This is a genomic window from Pseudonocardia sp. ZF1 (assembly GCF_056835605.1).
This window is the reverse complement of sequence record NZ_JAJNBY010000001.1, coordinates 4923457-4940876: the sequence shown is the minus strand read 5'-3', so window position 1 is coordinate 4940876 and position 17420 is coordinate 4923457. Positions and strand designations below refer to the sequence as shown.

At 71.7% G+C, this 17420-nt stretch carries 13 protein-coding genes and 3 pseudogenes; 12 read left to right on the top strand and 4 right to left on the bottom strand.

Annotated elements, in window-relative coordinates; translation table 11 throughout:
• Positions 1 to 29: 29 nt before the first annotated feature.
• Positions 30 to 1136 (top strand): NDMA-dependent alcohol dehydrogenase, encoded by a 1107-nt coding sequence (locus ZF1_RS23710; protein ID WP_073576491.1) that lies wholly within the window; start codon positions 30 to 32, stop codon positions 1134 to 1136.
• 71 nt (positions 1137 to 1207) lie between these two features.
• On the opposite strand, the pseudogene ZF1_RS23705 reads toward ZF1_RS23710, so the two are convergent.
• The 4 genes and pseudogenes from ZF1_RS23705 to ZF1_RS23690 form a co-directional block, all read right to left on the bottom strand.
• Positions 1208 to 2226 (bottom strand): annotated as a pseudogene (locus ZF1_RS23705) (LLM class F420-dependent oxidoreductase).
• Entirely contained in the window at positions 2223 to 3497 is a 1275-nt protein-coding gene (locus ZF1_RS23700) for a cytochrome P450 (RefSeq protein ID WP_482638380.1), read from the bottom strand. The pseudogene ZF1_RS23705 and the gene ZF1_RS23700 overlap by 4 nt, the downstream one beginning before the upstream one ends.
• Before the next feature lie 37 nt (positions 3498 to 3534).
• Positions 3535 to 4109 (bottom strand): annotated as a pseudogene (locus ZF1_RS23695) (SDR family oxidoreductase).
• A 14-nt stretch (positions 4110 to 4123) separates the two neighbouring features.
• Positions 4124 to 4540, bottom strand: coding sequence for an SCP2 sterol-binding domain-containing protein (locus ZF1_RS23690; protein WP_179761799.1), 417 nt, complete (start codon positions 4538 to 4540; stop codon positions 4124 to 4126).
• A 103-nt stretch (positions 4541 to 4643) separates the two neighbouring features.
• Between ZF1_RS23690 and ZF1_RS23685 the strand changes: the two genes are divergently transcribed.
• The 11 genes and pseudogenes from ZF1_RS23685 (at position 4644) to ZF1_RS23635 (ending at position 17419) form a co-directional block, all read left to right on the top strand.
• Positions 4644 to 6065 carry an aldehyde dehydrogenase family protein gene (locus ZF1_RS23685; protein ID WP_179761800.1) on the top strand — a complete coding sequence of 474 codons (1422 nt, stop codon included), beginning with the start codon at positions 4644 to 4646 and terminating at the stop codon, positions 6063 to 6065.
• A 64-nt stretch (positions 6066 to 6129) separates the two neighbouring features.
• The gene (locus ZF1_RS23680) at positions 6130 to 6708 is read left to right on the top strand and encodes a TetR/AcrR family transcriptional regulator (protein WP_161152751.1); all 579 of its coding nucleotides are present in this window, start codon (positions 6130 to 6132) and stop codon (positions 6706 to 6708) included.
• 308 nt (positions 6709 to 7016) lie between these two features.
• Complete coding sequence (locus ZF1_RS23675; protein WP_179761801.1) at positions 7017 to 8144, top strand: ATP-binding cassette domain-containing protein; 1128 nt, start codon at positions 7017 to 7019, stop codon at positions 8142 to 8144.
• Positions 8141 to 8920 carry an MlaE family ABC transporter permease gene (locus tag ZF1_RS23670; protein ID WP_161152753.1) on the top strand — a complete coding sequence of 260 codons (780 nt, stop codon included), beginning with the start codon at positions 8141 to 8143 and terminating at the stop codon, positions 8918 to 8920. Before ZF1_RS23675 ends, ZF1_RS23670 begins: the two co-directional genes overlap by 4 nt.
• 3 nt (positions 8921 to 8923) lie before the next feature.
• Complete coding sequence (locus tag ZF1_RS23665; RefSeq protein WP_161152754.1) at positions 8924 to 9766, top strand: MlaE family ABC transporter permease; 843 nt, start codon at positions 8924 to 8926, stop codon at positions 9764 to 9766.
• Positions 9763 to 11214, top strand: a complete 1452-nt coding sequence (locus ZF1_RS23660; RefSeq protein ID WP_253066724.1) for an MCE family protein — start codon at positions 9763 to 9765, stop codon at positions 11212 to 11214. The genes ZF1_RS23665 and ZF1_RS23660 overlap by 4 nt, the downstream gene beginning before the upstream one ends.
• A pseudogene (locus tag ZF1_RS23655) lies at positions 11211 to 12230 on the top strand (MCE family protein); the annotation flags it as partial. The gene ZF1_RS23660 and the pseudogene ZF1_RS23655, both read left to right, overlap by 4 nt.
• 230 nt (positions 12231 to 12460) lie before the next feature.
• Positions 12461 to 13426, top strand: coding sequence for an MCE family protein (locus ZF1_RS23650; RefSeq protein WP_179761804.1), 966 nt, complete (start codon positions 12461 to 12463; stop codon positions 13424 to 13426).
• Entirely contained in the window at positions 13426 to 14820 is a 1395-nt protein-coding gene (locus ZF1_RS23645) for an MCE family protein (RefSeq protein WP_179761805.1), read from the top strand. Before ZF1_RS23650 ends, ZF1_RS23645 begins: the two co-directional genes overlap by 1 nt.
• Positions 14817 to 16130 (top strand): MCE family protein, encoded by a 1314-nt coding sequence (locus ZF1_RS23640; RefSeq protein ID WP_179761806.1) that lies wholly within the window; start codon positions 14817 to 14819, stop codon positions 16128 to 16130. The genes ZF1_RS23645 and ZF1_RS23640 overlap by 4 nt, the downstream gene beginning before the upstream one ends.
• A complete protein-coding gene (locus tag ZF1_RS23635; RefSeq protein ID WP_073576481.1) occupies positions 16127 to 17419 on the top strand; it encodes an MCE family protein in 1293 nt (430 codons plus the stop codon). Before ZF1_RS23640 ends, ZF1_RS23635 begins: the two co-directional genes overlap by 4 nt.
• Position 17420 lies beyond the last annotated feature (1 nt).

The window sequence follows — 17420 nt, the reverse complement described above, 5'->3', positions numbered from 1 at the left end:
AGGTCTCCGCACGGCCAGGATCGACCGCCATGCGTACGACGGCAGCGGTGCTGTGGGAACCCGGTGGCAAGTGGGAGATCGAGGAGGTCGAGCTCGACTCCCCGAACGCCGGGGAGGTCATGGTCGAGCTGACCGCATCGGGGCTGTGCCACTCCGACGAGCACCTCGTGACCGGTGACCTACCCGCGGTCCTGCCGATGGTCGGCGGCCACGAGGGCGCGGGCCGGGTCATCGAGGTCGGCCCGGGCGTCACCGAGCTCGAGGTCGGCGACCCGGTCGTCATGACCTTCCTGCCCTCCTGCGGGCGCTGCCCGTACTGCTCCAAGGGCCAGCCGAACCTCTGCAACGACGGCGCCGGCGCCACCCTCGGCCCGCAGCTCGACGGCACCTACCGGTTCCACGCCCGTGGCGAGGACCTGGGCCAGATGTGCCTGCTCGGCACGTTCGCCCGGCACACCGTGGTCCCGGTGAAGTCCGCCGTGAAGATCGACGAGGGCTTCCCGCTGGACCTGGCCGCGCTGGTCGGCTGCGGCGTCACCACCGGCTTCGGCTCCTCGGTGCGCACCGCGGACCTGCGGGCCGGGGACACCGCCGTGGTCATCGGGATCGGCGGCATCGGCGCGAACGCGGTGCAGGGCGCCCGAGCGGCGGGCTGCCGGTACGTCGTGGCCGTCGACCCGGTCGAGCACAAGCGTGAGCGCTCCCGCGAGCTGGGCGCCACGCACGTCGCCGCGAGCATCGACGAGGCCTGGGAGATCGTCAGCGAGCTGACCCGCGGGCAGATGGCCGAGGCGGCGGTCCTGTGCACGGGCGTCGCGATGGGCGAGGACCTGCAGCCCGCGCTGCAGCTGGTCGGCAAGCGCGGCCGGGTCGTCGTCACGGCGCTGGCCCGGGCCGAGGAGGAGACGGCGTCGCTGTCGCTGCTCGACCTCACGCTCTACGAGAAGCAGATCCGCGGCGCGCTGTTCGGCAGCTCCGCGGCCCAGTTCGACATCCCGCGGCTGCTGGAGATGCACAACCTCGGCCACCTCAAGCTCCGTGAGCTGATCACCAAGGAGTACACCCTCGACCAGGTCAACGAGGGCTACGAGGACATGCGTTCCGGACGCAACATCCGCGGACTGATCCGCTACTGACCGCCCCCGGCGCGCACCGACGGCCCCGGCCCGCACGAGCGGGACCGGGGCCGTCGGCGTGGGGGAGCGGGTCAGCCGTCGACGAGCTCGCGCACGGTGCGCAGCTGCTCCGGGCTGCCGTCGACGACCATCGTCGTGACCAGCGAGTCGCGGAACACCGGCAGCTCCTCGGCGATCTTCGCCTTCGGGCCGATCAGGGCCACCTGCTCGATCATCGAGGTCGGGACGGCCTTCGCGGCCGCGTCCTTGTCCCCGCCCAGGTAGAGCTCCTGGATGCGGGCGCACTCGTCGTCGTAGCCCATGCGGGCGAAGACCTCGTAGTGGAAGTTCGCGCCCTTGGCGCCCATCCCGCCGATGTAGAGCGCGAGGAACGGGCGGATCCGGTCCGCGGCGGCCTCGACGACGTCGTCGACGACGACCTGCACCATGCAGACGACCTCGAAGCCGTCCGGGCGCCCGCCGCGGGCGGCGAACCCGGCGTCGAGGGACTCACGGTAGTGCGCGTCGTGCCGGGGCGCGTAGAACAGCGGCTGCCAGCCGTCGGCGATCTCGGCGGCCAGCGCGACGTTCCTCGGGCCCTCGGCCGCGAGCAGGATCGGCAGGTCGGTCCGGTACGGGTGCAGCGTCGAGCGCAGCGGCTTGCCCAGCCCGGTGCCGCCCGGGTACGGGATCGGGTAGTGCGGCCCGTCGGAGCCGACCTTCTCCCGGGCGATCGTGTCCCGCAGGACCGCACGTACTCCCGGGTGCGGGCCAGCGGCCTCGGGTACGGCTGCCCGTACCACCCCTCGACGACCTGCGGCCCGGACGCGCCGATGCCCAGCACCATCCGGCCGCCGGACAGGTGGTCCAGGGTCATGGCGGCCATCGCCGTCGCGGTCGGGGTGCGCGCGGACATCTGCACGACCGAGGTGCCCAGGCGCATCCGCGTGGTCCGGGAACCGAGCCAGGACAGCGGGGTGAACGCGTCCGAGCCGTAGGCCTCGGCCGTCCACATCGAGTCGAAGCCGAGGTCCTCGGCGGCGTCGACCTTCTCCACGGTCCCCGGCGGCGGCCCGGCACCCCAGTAGCCGAGTGCCAGACCGAGCTTCACGTGCCCGTCCCGAAGGTCACCGGCAGCCGCTTGATGCCGTTGATGAAGTTGCCGGTCAGCCACTCCGGCTCGCCGACCGACAGGTCCGGGACGCGGGTGAGCAGCTGGTGGAACAGCGCCCGCAGCTGGGTCTTGGCCAGGTGGTGGCCCAGGCAGAAGTGCGGGCCACCGCCGCCGAAGCCGACGTGCGGGTTCTCGGACCGGGTGATGTCGAAGACGTGCGGGTCGGCGAACACGGCGTCGTCGCGGTTGCCGGAGTGGTAGAACAGCACGACCCGCTCGCCCTCGGCGATCCTCTGCCCGCGGATCTCGGTGTCCCGGGTCGCGGTGCGCCGGAAGGTCAGCACGGGGCTGGCCCAGCGGACGAACTCCTCGACGGCCGGCTTGATCCGGTCGTCGAACTCCTCGGTCAGCAGCCGCTTCTGCCCGGGGTTGCGGTCCAGCGCGAGGATCGCGTGGCTGGAGGTCTGCCGGGTGGTGTCGTTGCCCGCGACGCAGAGCAGGACGAAGAACGCCGCGATCTCCTCGTCGGTCAGCGCGTCGCCGTCGACCTCGGCCTGCACCAGGGCGGTCATCAGGTCGTCGGCGGGGTCCTCGCGGCGCAGCGCGGACAGCTCGAACGACGCCGTGTGCAGCGTCATCAGCCCGTTGAGCAGCACCGCCATCGGGTCGCCCTCGCCGATGTAGTCCGGGTCGTTCCAGCCGACCATGGCGTTGGCGGCGTCGGCGACCTCCTGCCGCTTCTCCGGCGGGATGCCGATCATCTGCGAGATCGTCCACATCGGCAGCCGCGCCGCGACCGCGGTCACGAAGTCCGCCGAGCCGTCGCCGGCGAGCAGGTCGTCGACGATGAGCCGGGCCTGCTCGGCGATCTGCTCCTCGATCTGCCGGACCCGGCGCGGGGTGAACACCGAGCTGATGACCTTGCGCTGGCGGTGGTGGCGCGGTGCGTCCATCGCGAGGATGGAGTGCGCGGCCTCCAGCATGTCCTCGGGCACGTCCTCCAGCATCACGCCGCCGTACTGCTGGCCGGACGCGAAGGTCTCGGCGTCGCGGCTGACGGCCTGGATGTCGGCGTGGGTGACCAGCGCCCAGAACCCGGGGGCGTCCGGGTCGGGCAGCAGATCGGTCTCGGCCGGCGGGTGCCAGGACAACGGGCGCTCGCGGCGCAGCTCGGCGAACTGCACCTCGCGGGCGTCCGGGGTCTGTGCCCAGAACGCCTGGGTGGAGATGTCGAGCGGGTCGTACGGGCGCTTCTCCGTGGTGGTCACGGGGTTGCCTCCTCGCGGTTACGTCGTCGGAACCGGATCAGATCTCGGGTGGGGGGATCATGCCCGTCAGCACGGCACCGCTGATGCCGCCGTCGGCGACGAGCGCGTGCCCGTTGATCCAGGCGGACTCCGGGCCGGCCAGGAACAGCACCGGTCCGGCGATGTCGGCGGGGTCCGCGTGCCTGCCGAGGAACGCGGCGAGCGCGTCGAGGTTCTCCTTGCCCATGGACTCCTCGAAGTCGCCGAGGACGGGTGTCTCGACCGGTCCGGGGCAGACGGCGTTCATCCGCACCCGACGTTCACGATCGCGCCACCGGGGCGGATCCGTTCGACGACCGACTCGGTGAGATGACGGAGCCCGAGCAGGTTCACCCGCAGCACGAGCTCCGCGGGCGCGGTGCCGGGTACCCCGGCCACGTTGCAGAGGGCGTCGAACTCCCCGTCCAGGGCGGCGACGGCGGCGTCGATCGACGCGACGTCGGACAGGTCGCAGTGCACGTGCCGCGCGACGCCGACGGAGGTGTCCTTCAGGTCCAGCGAGACGACCTCGTCGCCGGCGTCGACGAACCGGCGCGCGACCTCGGCGCCGATCCCGGACGCGGCACCGGTCACCAGTACCCGGCGGCTCACGTGGTGATCAGGAGGTCCTCGCGGCCGTCGGCCTCGAGGCGCTCGACGTAGGTCGGGAACAGGCGCTTGGACAGCGGCGCGAGCTGCAGGAGCTTGGTGACGGTGCCGTCGACCTTCACCTTGCCCTTGGCCATGGCGAAGGTCAGGTTGACGGTGCCCTGCCAGTAGGCGTTCGCGGTCTCGGTGGACATGGTCATCGTGGCCTGCGGCTCGGGGGCGCCGGCGTCGGAGCCCTTCCAGACCTTCGCACCGGGCAGGTCGATGATCAGCGCGGAGTCGGGGTCGGTGCACTGCTGGCGCAGGACCAGTCCGGTGCCGCGGAGCTTGGGCTCCAGTTCGGGGTCGGCCAGTGCGGCCTCGAAGATGCCACCGATGTAGCGGTACAGCTCGTCCTCGTCGGCGAATCCGGGCACGGTTCCTCCACGTCGTCGTGAGTGTGTGACCTTATACCCGGAACGTAACGTAGATTATGTTACTGGGGAATTACCCGACCCCGACGACGTGGGAGAGCCGCCGATGAGCGTGACCGAGACCGGTGGGCCCACCGGTGCCGTGGGAGCGGACGCCGGCGGGCCGTCCGTCGCCGAGCAGGTGGCCCGGCTGCGCGCCACGTTCCGTGGTGGCCGGACCCGTGACCGGAGCTGGCGGCTGCGCCAGCTGGGCGGTCTGGAGCGGATGCTCACCGAGGCCGAGGACGAGTTCGTCGCGGCCCTGGCCGCGGACCTCGGCCGTCCCCGCGTCGAGGCATGGATGGCCGACCTGGCCCCGACCGTCGCGGAGTCCCGCCACGCCCGGAGGCACCTGCGCCGCTGGATGCGCCCGCACCGGGTCGGTCTGCCGCTGTCGGTGCAACCGGGGTCGGCGCGCTGGGTGCACGAGCCGCTCGGGGTCGTGCTGGTCATCGGGCCGTGGAACTACCCGGCATACCTCACGCTCGCGCCGCTGGTCGCCGCGTTCGCGGCCGGGAACTGCGCCGTGGTGAAGCCGTCGGAGTACGCGCCCGCGACCGCCGAGGTGCTCGCCCGGCTGCTGCCGCGCTACACCGATCCGGACGCCGTCGCCGTCGTCACCGGGGGGCCGGGGGAGACCCAGGAGCTGCTCGCGCAGGGCCTGGACCACGCGTTCTTCACCGGTAGCCCGGAGGTCGGGGCGAAGGTGATGGCCGCCGCGGCGCCGCACCTGACCCCGGTCACGCTCGAGCTGGGCGGGAAGAGCCCGGTGATCGTCGCCGCGGACGCCGACGTCGAGGTCGCCGCGCGCCGGATCGCCTGGACCAAGCTCATGAACTCCGGCCAGACCTGCGTCGCCCCGGACTACCTGCTCGTCGACTCCGCCGTCCGCGACGAGCTGGTCGAGCGGCTCGTCGCCGAGACCGCGCGGATGCGCGGCGGCGCGGGCGGGGGCGTGCGGATCGTCGACGCCCGGCAGGCGGCGCGGCTCGCGGGCCTGCTCGCCGACGACCACGGGGGCACCGTGGTGGCCGGCGGCACGATCGACCCGGAGGCCCGCACCGGGGAGCCGACGGTCGTGCTCGACCCGCGGCCGGGGTCCCGGCTGCTGACCGAGGAGATCTTCGGCCCGATCCTGCCGGTGCTGACCGTCGACGGTGTCGACGCCGCGATCGCGCACGTCAACGCCGGCCCGAAGCCCCTGGCCGCCTACGTGTTCACCGGCTCGTCGCGCACCGCGGAGCGGGTCACCCGCGAGGTCCCCGCCGGGGCGACCGTCGTCAACCACCTGATGTTCCACGTGCTGGTGCCCCGGCTGCCCTTCGGGGGAGTGGGGCGCAGCGGTTCCGGCGCCTACCACGGGCGGTTCGGGTTCGAGACCTTCTCGCACCGGCGGGCGGTGCTGCGCAAGCCGGCCCGGCCCGATCCCGGCATCGTCTACCCGCCCTACGACGGGCGGACCGAACGCCTGCTGCGCAGGATCTTCTGATCGGACACGCGTCCGGCGTGGCACCCTGGTGGGTCGGCACGGGTCGTGGAGAGGGGGCGGGCGGGTGGCCAGGAGAGCGGGTCGGCAGATCGCTGCCGAGCAGTACTACGACGCCGCGATGTCGATCCTCGCGCGCGAGGGCGCGGCCGGGCTCAAGATCGGTCCGTTGTGCCGGTCGCTCGGCGTGACCAGCGGGTCGTTCTACCACCACTTCGGCGGCTGGGCGGGCTTCGTCCGTGGCCTGCTGCGCTACTGGGAGGCCGAGCAGACCGACCGGATCGTCGAGCTGGCCCGGGCGACCGCGGACCCGGTCGAGCGGATCGACGTGGTCAAGCAGCTCACGGTGGCCCTGCGGCACGACGCCGAGGCCGCGATCCGGGCGTGGGCGCAGATCGACCCCGAGGTCGGCCGCGCCCAGGCGCGGGTGGACGTGCAGCGCCGGATCGCGCTGGAGCAGGTGGTGGCCGACGTCGTGCCCGACCCGGACGACGCCCGCAGGCTCGCCGTCTTCGGCATCTCGCTGATGGCCGGCTACCAGCAGACCTGCGACCCCCGCGACCGGGATCTCCTGCGTGCCCTGTTCGACGACTACCAGCGCCTCATCCTGTCGCACGCCCCGCACGTGACGCCGCCGATCGGGTGATCCTCCGTGCGGGTGGGGGCGTGGTCGCCGACTCGGTCGTACCGCGGCAATCGGGCCGTTCGGACCAGCGCTGCTACCCGGCCGGGAGCACTGTTACCCACGGTCCGCAACATTGCACGGTAATCTGTAACCCACGGTAACCATAACTTAGATTACGGCATGGTCACCGATCGGCGACCCCGCCGACCCGCCAGTAACCCCCGACGCGCAGACTCGTTGTGCCGTTCAGCACCGACCACTGGCCCCCGCTCCCCAGCGTTCCCGGGCCCCGGTGCGGTTCGTCGGTCTATTGCGCGAGGAGGCGACACGTGACCGGTGTCGAGGTGAAGGTCGAGGGGCTGACGAAGTCCTTCGGTCGGGCCAACATCTGGTCGGACGTGACCCTGACGCTGCCCGCGGGCGAGGTGTCGGTGCTGCTCGGACCGTCGGGTACCGGTAAGTCGGTGTTCCTGAAGTCCCTGATCGGGCTGCTCAAGCCGGAGCGGGGATCGATCGTCATCGAGGGCGTCGACCTGTGCAAGTGCTCGGAGTCCGAGCTGTACGAGATCCGGAAGCTGTTCGGGGTGCTGTTCCAGGACGGTGCGTTGTTCGGGTCGATGAACCTGTTCGACAACATCGCGTTCCCGTTGCGGGAGCACACGCGTAAGTCGGAGTCGGCGATCCGGGACATCGTCATGGAGAAGATCGACATGGTCGGTCTGGTCGGTGCCGAGGGCAAGCTGCCGGGTGAGATCTCGGGTGGTATGCGTAAGCGGGCGGGGCTGGCGCGGGCGTTGGTGCTGGATCCGAAGATCATTCTTTTCGACGAGCCGGACTCGGGTCTGGACCCGGTGCGCACGGCGTATCTGAACCAGCTGATCATCGATCTGAACGCGATGACGGACTCGACGTTCCTGATCGTGACCCATGACATCAACTCGGCGCAGACGGTGCCGGACAACATCGGGCTGCTCTACCGCAAGCATCTGTCGATGTTCGGTCCGCGGGAGGTGTTGCTGACCTCCGACGAGCCGGTGGTGGCGCAGTTCCTGAACGGGCGTCGGGAGGGGCCGATCGGGATGTCGGAGGAGAAGGACGCCGCGCAGGCCGCCCGTGAGATGGAGGAGGCCGGTGAGCTCGAGGGCCGTCCGCCGATGAAGCCGCAGCTCGTCGCGTCGACCGGGATGCCCGACCGGCAGGCGGTGCACCGTCGTCGGGAGCGGGTGGAGGCGATGATGCACGAGCTGCCGGAGTCGGCGCAGGAGGCGATCCGGGAGCAGCACGCCGACAGCGACGCGCAGGCCGGCGGCGGTCCGTCGCAGGACGGCACCACCCGTCAGATGGCCCGCAGCGGCGCGACGGTGAGCGACGACCGTCCCACCGACATCCACCCGCGCATCACCGACGACACCCCCGACCCCGGCGGTCGTCACCAGCTCTCCGGCGGTGACCGGTGAGCATCCCCAGCCCCGTCACGCGGGCGCTCACCCCGGTCGGCAAGTTCTTCGGCCTGTTCGCCGAGATCGGCCGCCAGGGACTGCGCCGGCCGTTCCAGTGGCGCGAGCTCGTCGAGCAGACCTGGTTCGTCACCAAGGTCTCGGCGCTGCCGACCGCCCTGTTCACCATCCCGTTCGGCGCGACGATCGCGCTGCTGCTCGGTGAGCTGACCCGCCAGTTCGGCGCCCAGTCCCAGACCGGCGCCGGTGCGGTCCTCGCGATCGTGCAGCAGGCCGCCCCCATCGTCACCGCGCTGCTGATCTCCGGCGCCGGTGGCTCCGCGGTCTGCGCGGACCTCGGAGCCCGGACCATCCGCGAGGAGATCGCGGCGATGGAGGTGCTCGGCATCTCACCGATCCAGCGCCTGGTCGTGCCGCGGGTGCTCGCCATGGGCATCACCGCGCTGGTCCTGAACGGGCTCGCGACCTGCGTCGGCGTCGCGGGCGGCTACTTCTTCAACGTGATCATCCAGGGCGGGTCGCCCGGTGCGTACATCAACAGCTTCTCGGCGATCGCGCAGGTCAGCGACATCGTCGTGTCGGAGCTGAAGGCGTTCCTGTTCGGCATCGTCGCCGGTGTCGTCGCCGCTTTCCGCGGCCTCAACCCGCCGCCCGGTGCGAAGGGTGTCGGTGACGCGGTGAACCAGGCCGTCGTCATCTCCTTCGTGCTCGTCTTCCTGATCAACCTCGTGCTCACCGCCCTGTACCTCGAGCTCGTCCCGCCGAAGGGCTTCTGATCCATGGCCACCCCACTCGGAACGCGGGCCCGACGGGCCGCCCAGGCGCCGCTGAACCAGCTCGAGGAGCTCGGCGACCAGCTGTCGCTCTACGTCCGGTCGATCCTCTGGATCCCGAAGACGCTGACCCGGTACAAGAAGGAGGTCGCCCGGCTGCTCGCCGAGGTCTCCTTCGGCTCCGGGGCGCTGATCGTCATCCTCGGGACCGTCGGCGTGATGGCGTCGTTGTCGCTGTTCGTCGGCTCGCTGGTCGGCCTGCAGGGCTTCCGGGCCCTGGACGCCCTGGGCGTCGAGGCGCTGACCGGCTTCATCACCGCCTACTTCAACACCCGCTCGATCGCCCCCCTGGTCGCCGCCTCGGCGCTGACCGCGACCCTCGGCGCGGGGTTCACCGCCCAGCTCGGCGCGATGCGGATCTCCGAGGAGATCGACGCGCTGGAGGTCATGGCGGTGCCCTCGGTGCCCTACCTGGTGACCACCCGGGTGGTCGCCGGCATCGTCGCGATCATCCCGATCTACACGCTAGGCCTGCTCGCCAGCTACGCCGCCTCGCGGATCAACGTCACGCTGATCAACGGTCTGCCCGGTGGTACCTACGACCACTACTTCGACCTGTTCCTACCGGTCAGTGACGTACTGCTGTCCTACCTCAAGGTGATCGTGTTCGCGACGGTGATCATCCTGATCCACTGCCACTACGGCTACTCCGCCAAGGGCGGCCCCGCCGGCGTCGGTGTCGCGGTCGGTCGGGCGGTGCGGCTGTCGATCGTGAGCACCGCCATCCTGGACTTCTTCCTGACGCTGGTCATGTTCGGCACCTCGACCTCGGTGCGGGTGGCCGGATGAGGTCCCCGAAGCGAGTGCTGCAGGGCCTGGCCTTCGTCACGGTCATCGTCGTCCTGCTCGGGCTGGCCGTCGCCCAGTACGTCGGCGCCTTCTCCTCCGGTGTCCCGGTGACCCTGAACGTCGCCCGGGTCGGCACCCAGATGCAGGAGCGCTCCGACGTCAAGGTCAACGGCCTGATCGTCGGCCAGGTCGACCAGGTCGTCTCGAACGGCACGGACACCAGCATCGAGATGTCGATGGACCCGCAGTTCCTCGACCAGATCCCGGAGAACGTCACCGCCCAGCTGCTGCCCAAGACGCTGTTCGGCGAGAAGTTCGTGTCGCTGGTCCCGCCGGCCGCGCCGTCGACGGCCCGGCTGGCCGCGGGCGACGTCATCCCCGAGGACCGCAGCCAGGCCGCGCTGGAGGTCGAGCGGGTGCTCGACGAGCTGCTGCCGCTGCTGCAGACCGTCCGTCCGCAGGACCTGGCGACCACGCTCGGCTCGCTCTCCCAGGCCCTGCAGGGCCGGGGCAACCAGCTCGGGGAGACCCTGACCCAGCTGAACACGCTGGTCGAGGGCCTGAACCCGGCCGTGCCGGACCTGCAGGAGGACATCCGCCAGCTGGCGACCTTCTCCGACAACCTGAACCAGGCCGCGCCCGACCTGCTCGACGCGCTCGACAACCTCACGGTCACCAGCCGCACCGTCGTCGAGAAGCGCGAGGGTCTGCGGAACCTCTACCGCTCCATCACCGGTGCCTCGGACGACCTGCGGGCCTTCCTCGACGCGAACGGCGAGAACATCATCGGGCTCTCCGCCGCGAGCCGGCCGACGCTGGAGACCCTGGCCCGGTACTCGCCGGAGTTCCCCTGCCTGACCCGCCAGCTCGTCGAGCTGATCCCGAAGATCAACGACGCGTTCCGGCCGGGCACCGACCGGGTGGGCGTCAACATCACCCTCGAGATCGTGGCGAGCAAGGGCAAGTACCTGCCGAACCAGGACGAGCCCGAGTACGGCGATGACCGCGGTCCGCGCTGCTACCCGATCCCGGTCCCGACCGGCACCCAGTACCCGCCGGACGGCCCGTTCCGGGACGGCTCCGTCCCGGGCCCGGCCCCGGCCGGGCAGCCGATGGGCAACCCCGAGGACTTCGGGGTCGACACCTTCGGCACCTACGACGGCACCGACAGCTTCGGTCTCATCCAGGACCAGAGCGCGGAGAACGGCGCGGGCGTGCTCCCCCCGCTGACCACCGCGCTCGGTCAGGCGGGCATCCAGCCGTCGTCCTACGACGGGACGCACCAGAGCGGCTCGGTCGACATGGGCGTCGCGAACTCCGCCGGTGAGCAGGACGTCGTCGCGCAGCTGCTGGCCGCCCAGCAGGGCGGCTCCCCGCAGGCCGTGCCGGCCTGGAGCAGCACGATGGTCGGCCCGCTCCTGCGCGGCACGGAGGTGACGCTGACGTGAGCAGGCTCCCGATCTCGGCGCTGGTCAAGTTCCTGGTCTTCGCGCTGGTCACGGCGCTGGGCACGACGCTGCTCGGCCTGACCATCGCGAACGCCCGGGGCGGTCAGGTCACCGAGTACACCGCCCGGTTCAGCGACGCGACCGGTCTGCTGGCCGGCGACGACGTCCGCATCGCCGGCGTCGTCGTCGGATCGATCAAGGACGTCCGCATCGTCGACCAGCGGGTCGCCGAGGTGGCGTTCGACGTCGACTCGTCGAACCCGCTGCCGTCGACGGTCGGCGCGACCCTGAAGTACAAGAACCTCATCGGCCAGCGGTACATGGCGCTGGACCAGGGCGCGGGCCCGACCGGGGAGGACCTCCCCGCCGGCGGCCAGATCCCGATCGACCGGACCCGCCCCGCGGTCAACCTGACCGTGCTGTTCAACGGCTTCCAGCCGCTGTTCCAGGGCCTGGACCCGGACCAGATCAACAAGCTGTCGATGGAGATCGTCCAGGTCCTGCAGGGCGAGGGCGGCACGGTGCAGAGCCTGCTGGCCTCGACGTCGTCGCTGACCAACTCGATCGCCGACCGCGACCAGGTCATCGGCCAGGTCATCGACAACCTGAACCTGACCCTCGACACCGTCAACCGCAACGACGAGGGCCTCAACGAGCTGATCAGCTCGCTGCAGGCGCTGGTGTCCGGGCTGGCCCAGGACCGCGAGCCCATCGGCAACGCGATCCAGTCCATCGGCGAGCTGACCCAGGTCACGGGGTCGTTCCTGGAGGACGCCCGCCCGCCGCTGCGCGACGACATCCGCAACCTCGGCGACCTCGCGACCCAGCTCGACCAGGGCCGCCCCGCGATCGAGCGGTTCCTGCAGTACACGCCGTTCAAGCTGAACCGGATCGCCCGCGTCGGCTCGTACGGCAGCTGGTTCAACTTCTACCTCTGCGGCCTCGACGGCCAGATCGGCATCTCGCCGATCCTGCAGCCGACCTCGCTGGAGGACCTGGGCATCGGCCCGATCAGCAACCCCGAGCGGCGCTGCGGCCCGGACCCGTCCGGGATCGGGGCCGGCAACACCGTCCCGACCGACGGTTCGCAGCCCGGCGACCCCGCGGACAACCGCGCCGAGGACAACCCGTTGATGCGTGAGCCGACCACCGAGTCGGTCGGCGGCCTGCTGGACCAGGCGGCCGGCCGTGGCCCGGTCGACTCGAGCAGCGACCCGACCGCAGCGCTGCAGCCGGGAGGCAACTGATGGCACAGGCAGGGCAGAAGCGCCCCGTCCTGACGGCGGTGATCGGACTCGTGCTGATCGCGGCGCTGACACTGGCCGCGTTCAACTACGAGGCGATCTTCTCCGGGGCCACCCGCTACACCGCGGAGTTCCCCGAGGCGGCGGGCCTGCAGGCCAACGACCGCGTCACCGTGGCCGGGGTCGAGGCGGGCCGGGTGCAGGACGTCTCCCTCGACGGCGACCACGTGAAGGTCGAGTTCACCGTCGAGGACGCCTGGGTCGGCAACCGGACCACGGCGTCGATCGAGATCGCCACGCTGCTGGGGTCGAAGTTCCTCGCCCTCGACCCGCGCGGCGACGCCGAGCAGGACCCCGACCAGCCGATCGGCCGGGACCGGACCAAGTCCCCGTTCGACGTCGTCGACGCCTTCAACGGCCTCTCCGGCACGATCGACCAGCTCGACACCACGCAGCTCGCGTCGAGCCTGACCACGCTCTCGGACACCTTCCGCGACACCCCGCCGGAGATCCGCGGGGCCCTCGATGGGCTGTCCCGCCTGTCGAACACGATCTCCAGCCGGGACGCCGAGCTGAAGAAGCTGCTCGCCAACACCCGGCAGCTGTCGACCACGCTGGCCGACCGCCGCGGCGACGTCGTGAAGCTGGTGAACGACGGCAACCTGCTGCTCGGTGAGCTGCAGCGGCGCAAGGACGCGATCGCGAACCTGCTCGACGGCGTGCAGCGCCTGTCGATCCAGCTGCGCGGACTCGTCGCCGACAACCAGGCGCAGCTGCGCCCGGCCCTGGAGACCCTCGACCGCGTGCTGGCGGTACTCGAGGAGAACCGCGACAACCTCGGCGAGATCCTCGACAAGGAAGCGGTGTTCGTCCGCGTGTTCGGCAACGTCCTCGGCAACGGCCGTTGGCTCGACAACTACCTGTGCGGCCTGCTGCCGCCGGTCGTGCCGCTCGGGGGTGACTGCTGATGGGTTCCTGGGCCAACGACCGGCGCCAGATCCAGTTCGGTGCCCTGATCGCCGTCGTCGCCGTCCTGGTGGCGAGCGCGATCTGGCTGATCACCTCCGGCGGCGGCCGTCCGGTCACCGCCTACTTCACCAGCTCCGCCGCGCTGTTCCAGGACAACGACGTGCGGGTGCTCGGCGTCCCGGTCGGCAAGATCGACCGGATCACGCCCGAGGGGGACCGGGTGCGGGTCGACATGACCATCACCGACGACGAGGTGCGCCTGCCCGCCGACGTCAAGGCCGCCGTCGTCTCGCCGAGCCTGGTCACCGGCCGCTACGTGCAGCTGACCCCGGTGTGGACCGGCGGCCCGGAGTGGAACGGCGAGCCGATCCCGCTGGAGCGCACCGCGTTCCCGCTCGGTGTCGACGACCTCACCCGGACCGCGACCGAGCTCTCCCGGGCGCTGGGCCCGCAGGGAGCGAACAAGGACGGCGCGCTCAACGACGTCCTGGACGTCACCGCACAGAACCTCGACGGCAACGGGCGCGCACTCAACGACACCATCCGCAACCTCGGTGGGCTCTCGGCGACGCTGAACGGGTCCAGCGGCGACCTGTTCGGCACCATCACCGAGCTGCAGAAGTTCGTCGGGACGCTGCGCGAGAACGACCCCGGCATCCGCGAGCTCAACGGGAAGCTGGCCGACGTGACCGGCTTCCTCGCGAGCCAGCGTGGCGAGCTCGGTGGCGCGCTGAACCAGCTGTCCTTCGCGCTCGGCGAGGTCGCCGACTTCGTGCAGGACAACCGTTCGACGCTGCGGTCGAACGTGGACAAGCTCGCGAGCGTCTCGCAGGAGGTCGTCGACCACCAGCGGGCGCTGTCCGAGATCGCCGACGTGGCCCCGGCCGCGCTGGGCAACCTCACCAACATCTACAACGGCTCGTCGGAGACCCTCGACACCCGGGCCAACATCAACGAGCTGGCCTACCCGCTGCCGGTCGCGATCTGCGAGATCCTCCGCCGCGGCGCGGGTGCGATCCCGGGTGGCCTGGACCAGCCCACCGCCGCGCTCTGCGACGGCCTGGCCCCGATCCTCGACGGCGCGGTGCCGCTGCCGACCCCGCAGCAGGTGCTCGAGCAGCTCCAGGCCGGCGGCTCCGGGGTCAACCCGGCGGTGCCCCAGCTGATGCCGGGCTCGCCGCTGTCGCTGACCGACCCGGGCTCGCAGCTGCGCGCCCCGGCCGACCCGCAGGCTCCCGCCCCCGGTGGGCAGCCCGCACCGGGCGCCACCGGCGCCCCGGCCACCCCGGCGCCGTCGACGACGACGGCCCCGCAGGCCACTCCCACCCCGGTCCCCGAGACCGAGGAGCGCGGGGGCGGCGGACTGTTCGGCCTGTTCGGAGGTGGATCGTGATCGGCTCCAGCGGCCGTGTCGGCCGGGTGTCGGCGCTGCTGACCGCCGTGGCCCTGTTCGCGGGCGGCTGCGGCGCGGTGGACGGCGGCCTCCGGGGCATCCCGCTGCCCGGTGGCGCGAACCTGGGCGACGACCCGTACTCGGTGCAGATCGAGTTCGCCGACGTCGTCGACCTCGTCCCGCAGTCGATCGTGCGCGTCGGTGACGTGCCGGTCGGCGCGGTCGAGACCGTCGCCGTCGAGCCGGGGTCGTGGAACGCGCTGGTCACCGTCGCGGTGAACCGCGACGTCACGCTCCCGGCCAACGCCACCGCGCGGGTCCGCACGACCTCGCTGCTCGGTGAGAAGTTCGTCGAGCTGTCCCAGCCGACCGTCCCCGCCGAGGGCGACCTCGCCCGGAGCGGGAGGATCGGACTGCAGGCCAGCGGGCGCGCGGCCGAGGTCGAGGAGGTCCTCGGGGCCCTGTCGCTGCTGCTCAACGGCGGCGGCGTGGCCCAGATCCGGACCATCTCCACCGAGCTGAACAACGCACTGTCCGGTCGCGAGCCGCAGATCCGCGGTCTGCTGGACAACCTGGACCGGCTCGTCGGCTCGCTCGACAGCTCCAAGGACGACATCAACCGCGCCCTCGACGGCCTCAACCGGCTCTCGGCCACCCTCGCCGAGCGTCGCCCGCAGATCGAGAACGCCCTGCAGAACATCAGCCCCGGCCTGCGTGAGCTCGAGTCCCAGCGCACCCAGCTCGTCGGCATGCTGCAGGCCCTCGACCGGCTGTCCGGCGTCGCCACCAACGTGGTCAACCGGTCCCGCGACGACCTGCTGGCCGACCTGGAGGCGCTGCGCCCGGTGCTGCGGAACCTGGCCGACTCCGGCCAGAACCTGCCGGACTCGCTGCAGCTGCTGCTGTCGATCCCGTTCACCGATGCGGCCACCGACGCCGTCGCCGGTGACTACGCCAACCTGTACGTGGACCTGGACCTGGACCTCGGTTCGGTCCTGCGCAACATCCTGAACTCCAACCAGCTCGGGCTGCCGCTCGACCCGACGCAGCTGGCCCAGCTGCCGCCCACCGCGCAGCTGCTGACGCCGCTGCTCGGCGCCACCCCGCGGCAGCCGGACCCGGCGGTCCCCGGTGCGCCCGCGCTGCCGCTGCTCGGGACCGAGCAGCCCACCACCGCGCCGGCGCCGCCCGCCTCGGGCACCGCGCCGGCCACCCCGGCACCGTCGGCGACCCCGGCACCGAGCCCGACGCCGGAGCAGGGCTCCGGTGGCGGCGGCCTGCTCGGCGGACTCTTCGGAGGCGGATCGTGATCACCAAGACCGTCCGCTGGCAGCTGACCGCGCTGGTGCTCGTCACCATCGTGGCGGTCGGCTACGCGGGCTTCCGCTACGCCGGTCTCGACCGCATCTTCGGGGCGACGACGTACCCGGTCACGGTGGAGCTCGCCGACTCCGGCGGGATCTTCAGCGGCGCCGACGTCACCTACCGCGGCGTGAGTGTCGGCCGGGTCGGGCCGCTGTCGCTGACCGCCCGCGGCGTCGACGTCCAGCTCGACATCGATAACTCCGCGCCGGCCATCCCGGCCGACGCCCGGGCCGTCGTCGGGAACCTGTCGCCGATCGGTGAGCAGTACGTCGACCTCCAGCCGGTGGCCGACGGCGGCGAGGCGCTCGCCTCCGGCTCGGTCATCCCGCAGGACCGCACCCGGACCCCGGTCCAGATCAACACCTTCCTGACCGAGCTGGACCAGCTCGTGTCGACGGTGCCGAAGGACTCGCTGCAGACCGTCGTCCGCGAGCTCGGCCAGGGCTTCGAGGGCACCGCGCAGCCGCTGCAGCAGCTGCTCGACACCACCGGGGAGTTCACCCGGGCCGCCACCGACGCGCTGCCGCAGACGACCGCGCTGATCCGCGACGCCCGCCCGGTGCTCACCACGCAGAACGAGGTGGCCCCGCAGTTCCAGGAGTTCAGCCGCGGCCTGCGCGAGGTCACCGAGCAGCTCAAGCAGTCCGACCCGGACCTGCGCCGGATCATCGACGACGGCCCGCGCCTGGGCGACCAGGTCAGCGGCCTGCTCCGGGAGAGCGGCCCCGGGCTCGGCGAGTCGATCGCGAACCTGCGGACGGTGACCGAGCTGCTGGCCCCGCGCCAGGCGGGCCTGCGCCAGCTGCTCGTGACCTACCCCGGCCTGGTGGCCGTCGCGCCGAAGGTCGTGCCCGGCGACGGGACCGCGCACCTCGGTCTGGTCGTCAACATCGCCGACCCGCCGGTCTGCACCCGGGGCTACGAGGGCACGCCCAACCGCGGTGGCCTCGACGTCTCCGAGCGACCGGTGAACGAGGACGCCCGCTGCACCGAGCCCCCCGGAAGCCCCACCAACGTGCGCGGAATGCAGAATGTGCCGAGGCCCCAGCCGCTCGAGGTGCCGGACTACTCCGGCAACTCGGGGTTCGGCGGCCACGGTGACGGTCACCACGGCGGCGACACCGCCGACGGACCGGCCCCGCGGCCGAACGCCGGGTCGCTCGGCGACAACCGTGCCGAGCGGGTCGCGACGCCGGGCCTGGTGACGAGCTTCGCCCAGATCCTGGGCGGTTGAG

What these genes read in the sequence shown, in the direction of transcription:
- ZF1_RS23710 (WP_073576491.1), top strand. Translation starts at nt 30, where the DNA reads ATGCGTACGACGGCAGCGGTGCTGTGGGAACCCGGTGGCAAGTGGGAG.
- ZF1_RS23685 (WP_179761800.1), top strand. Translation starts at nt 4,644, where the DNA reads ATGAGCGTGACCGAGACCGGTGGGCCCACCGGTGCCGTGGGAGCGGAC.
- ZF1_RS23665 (WP_161152754.1), top strand. Translation starts at nt 8,924, where the DNA reads ATGGCCACCCCACTCGGAACGCGGGCCCGACGGGCCGCCCAGGCGCCG.
- ZF1_RS23660 (WP_253066724.1), top strand. Translation starts at nt 9,763, where the DNA reads ATGAGGTCCCCGAAGCGAGTGCTGCAGGGCCTGGCCTTCGTCACGGTC.
- ZF1_RS23650 (WP_179761804.1), top strand. Translation starts at nt 12,461, where the DNA reads ATGGCACAGGCAGGGCAGAAGCGCCCCGTCCTGACGGCGGTGATCGGA.
- ZF1_RS23645 (WP_179761805.1), top strand. Translation starts at nt 13,426, where the DNA reads ATGGGTTCCTGGGCCAACGACCGGCGCCAGATCCAGTTCGGTGCCCTG.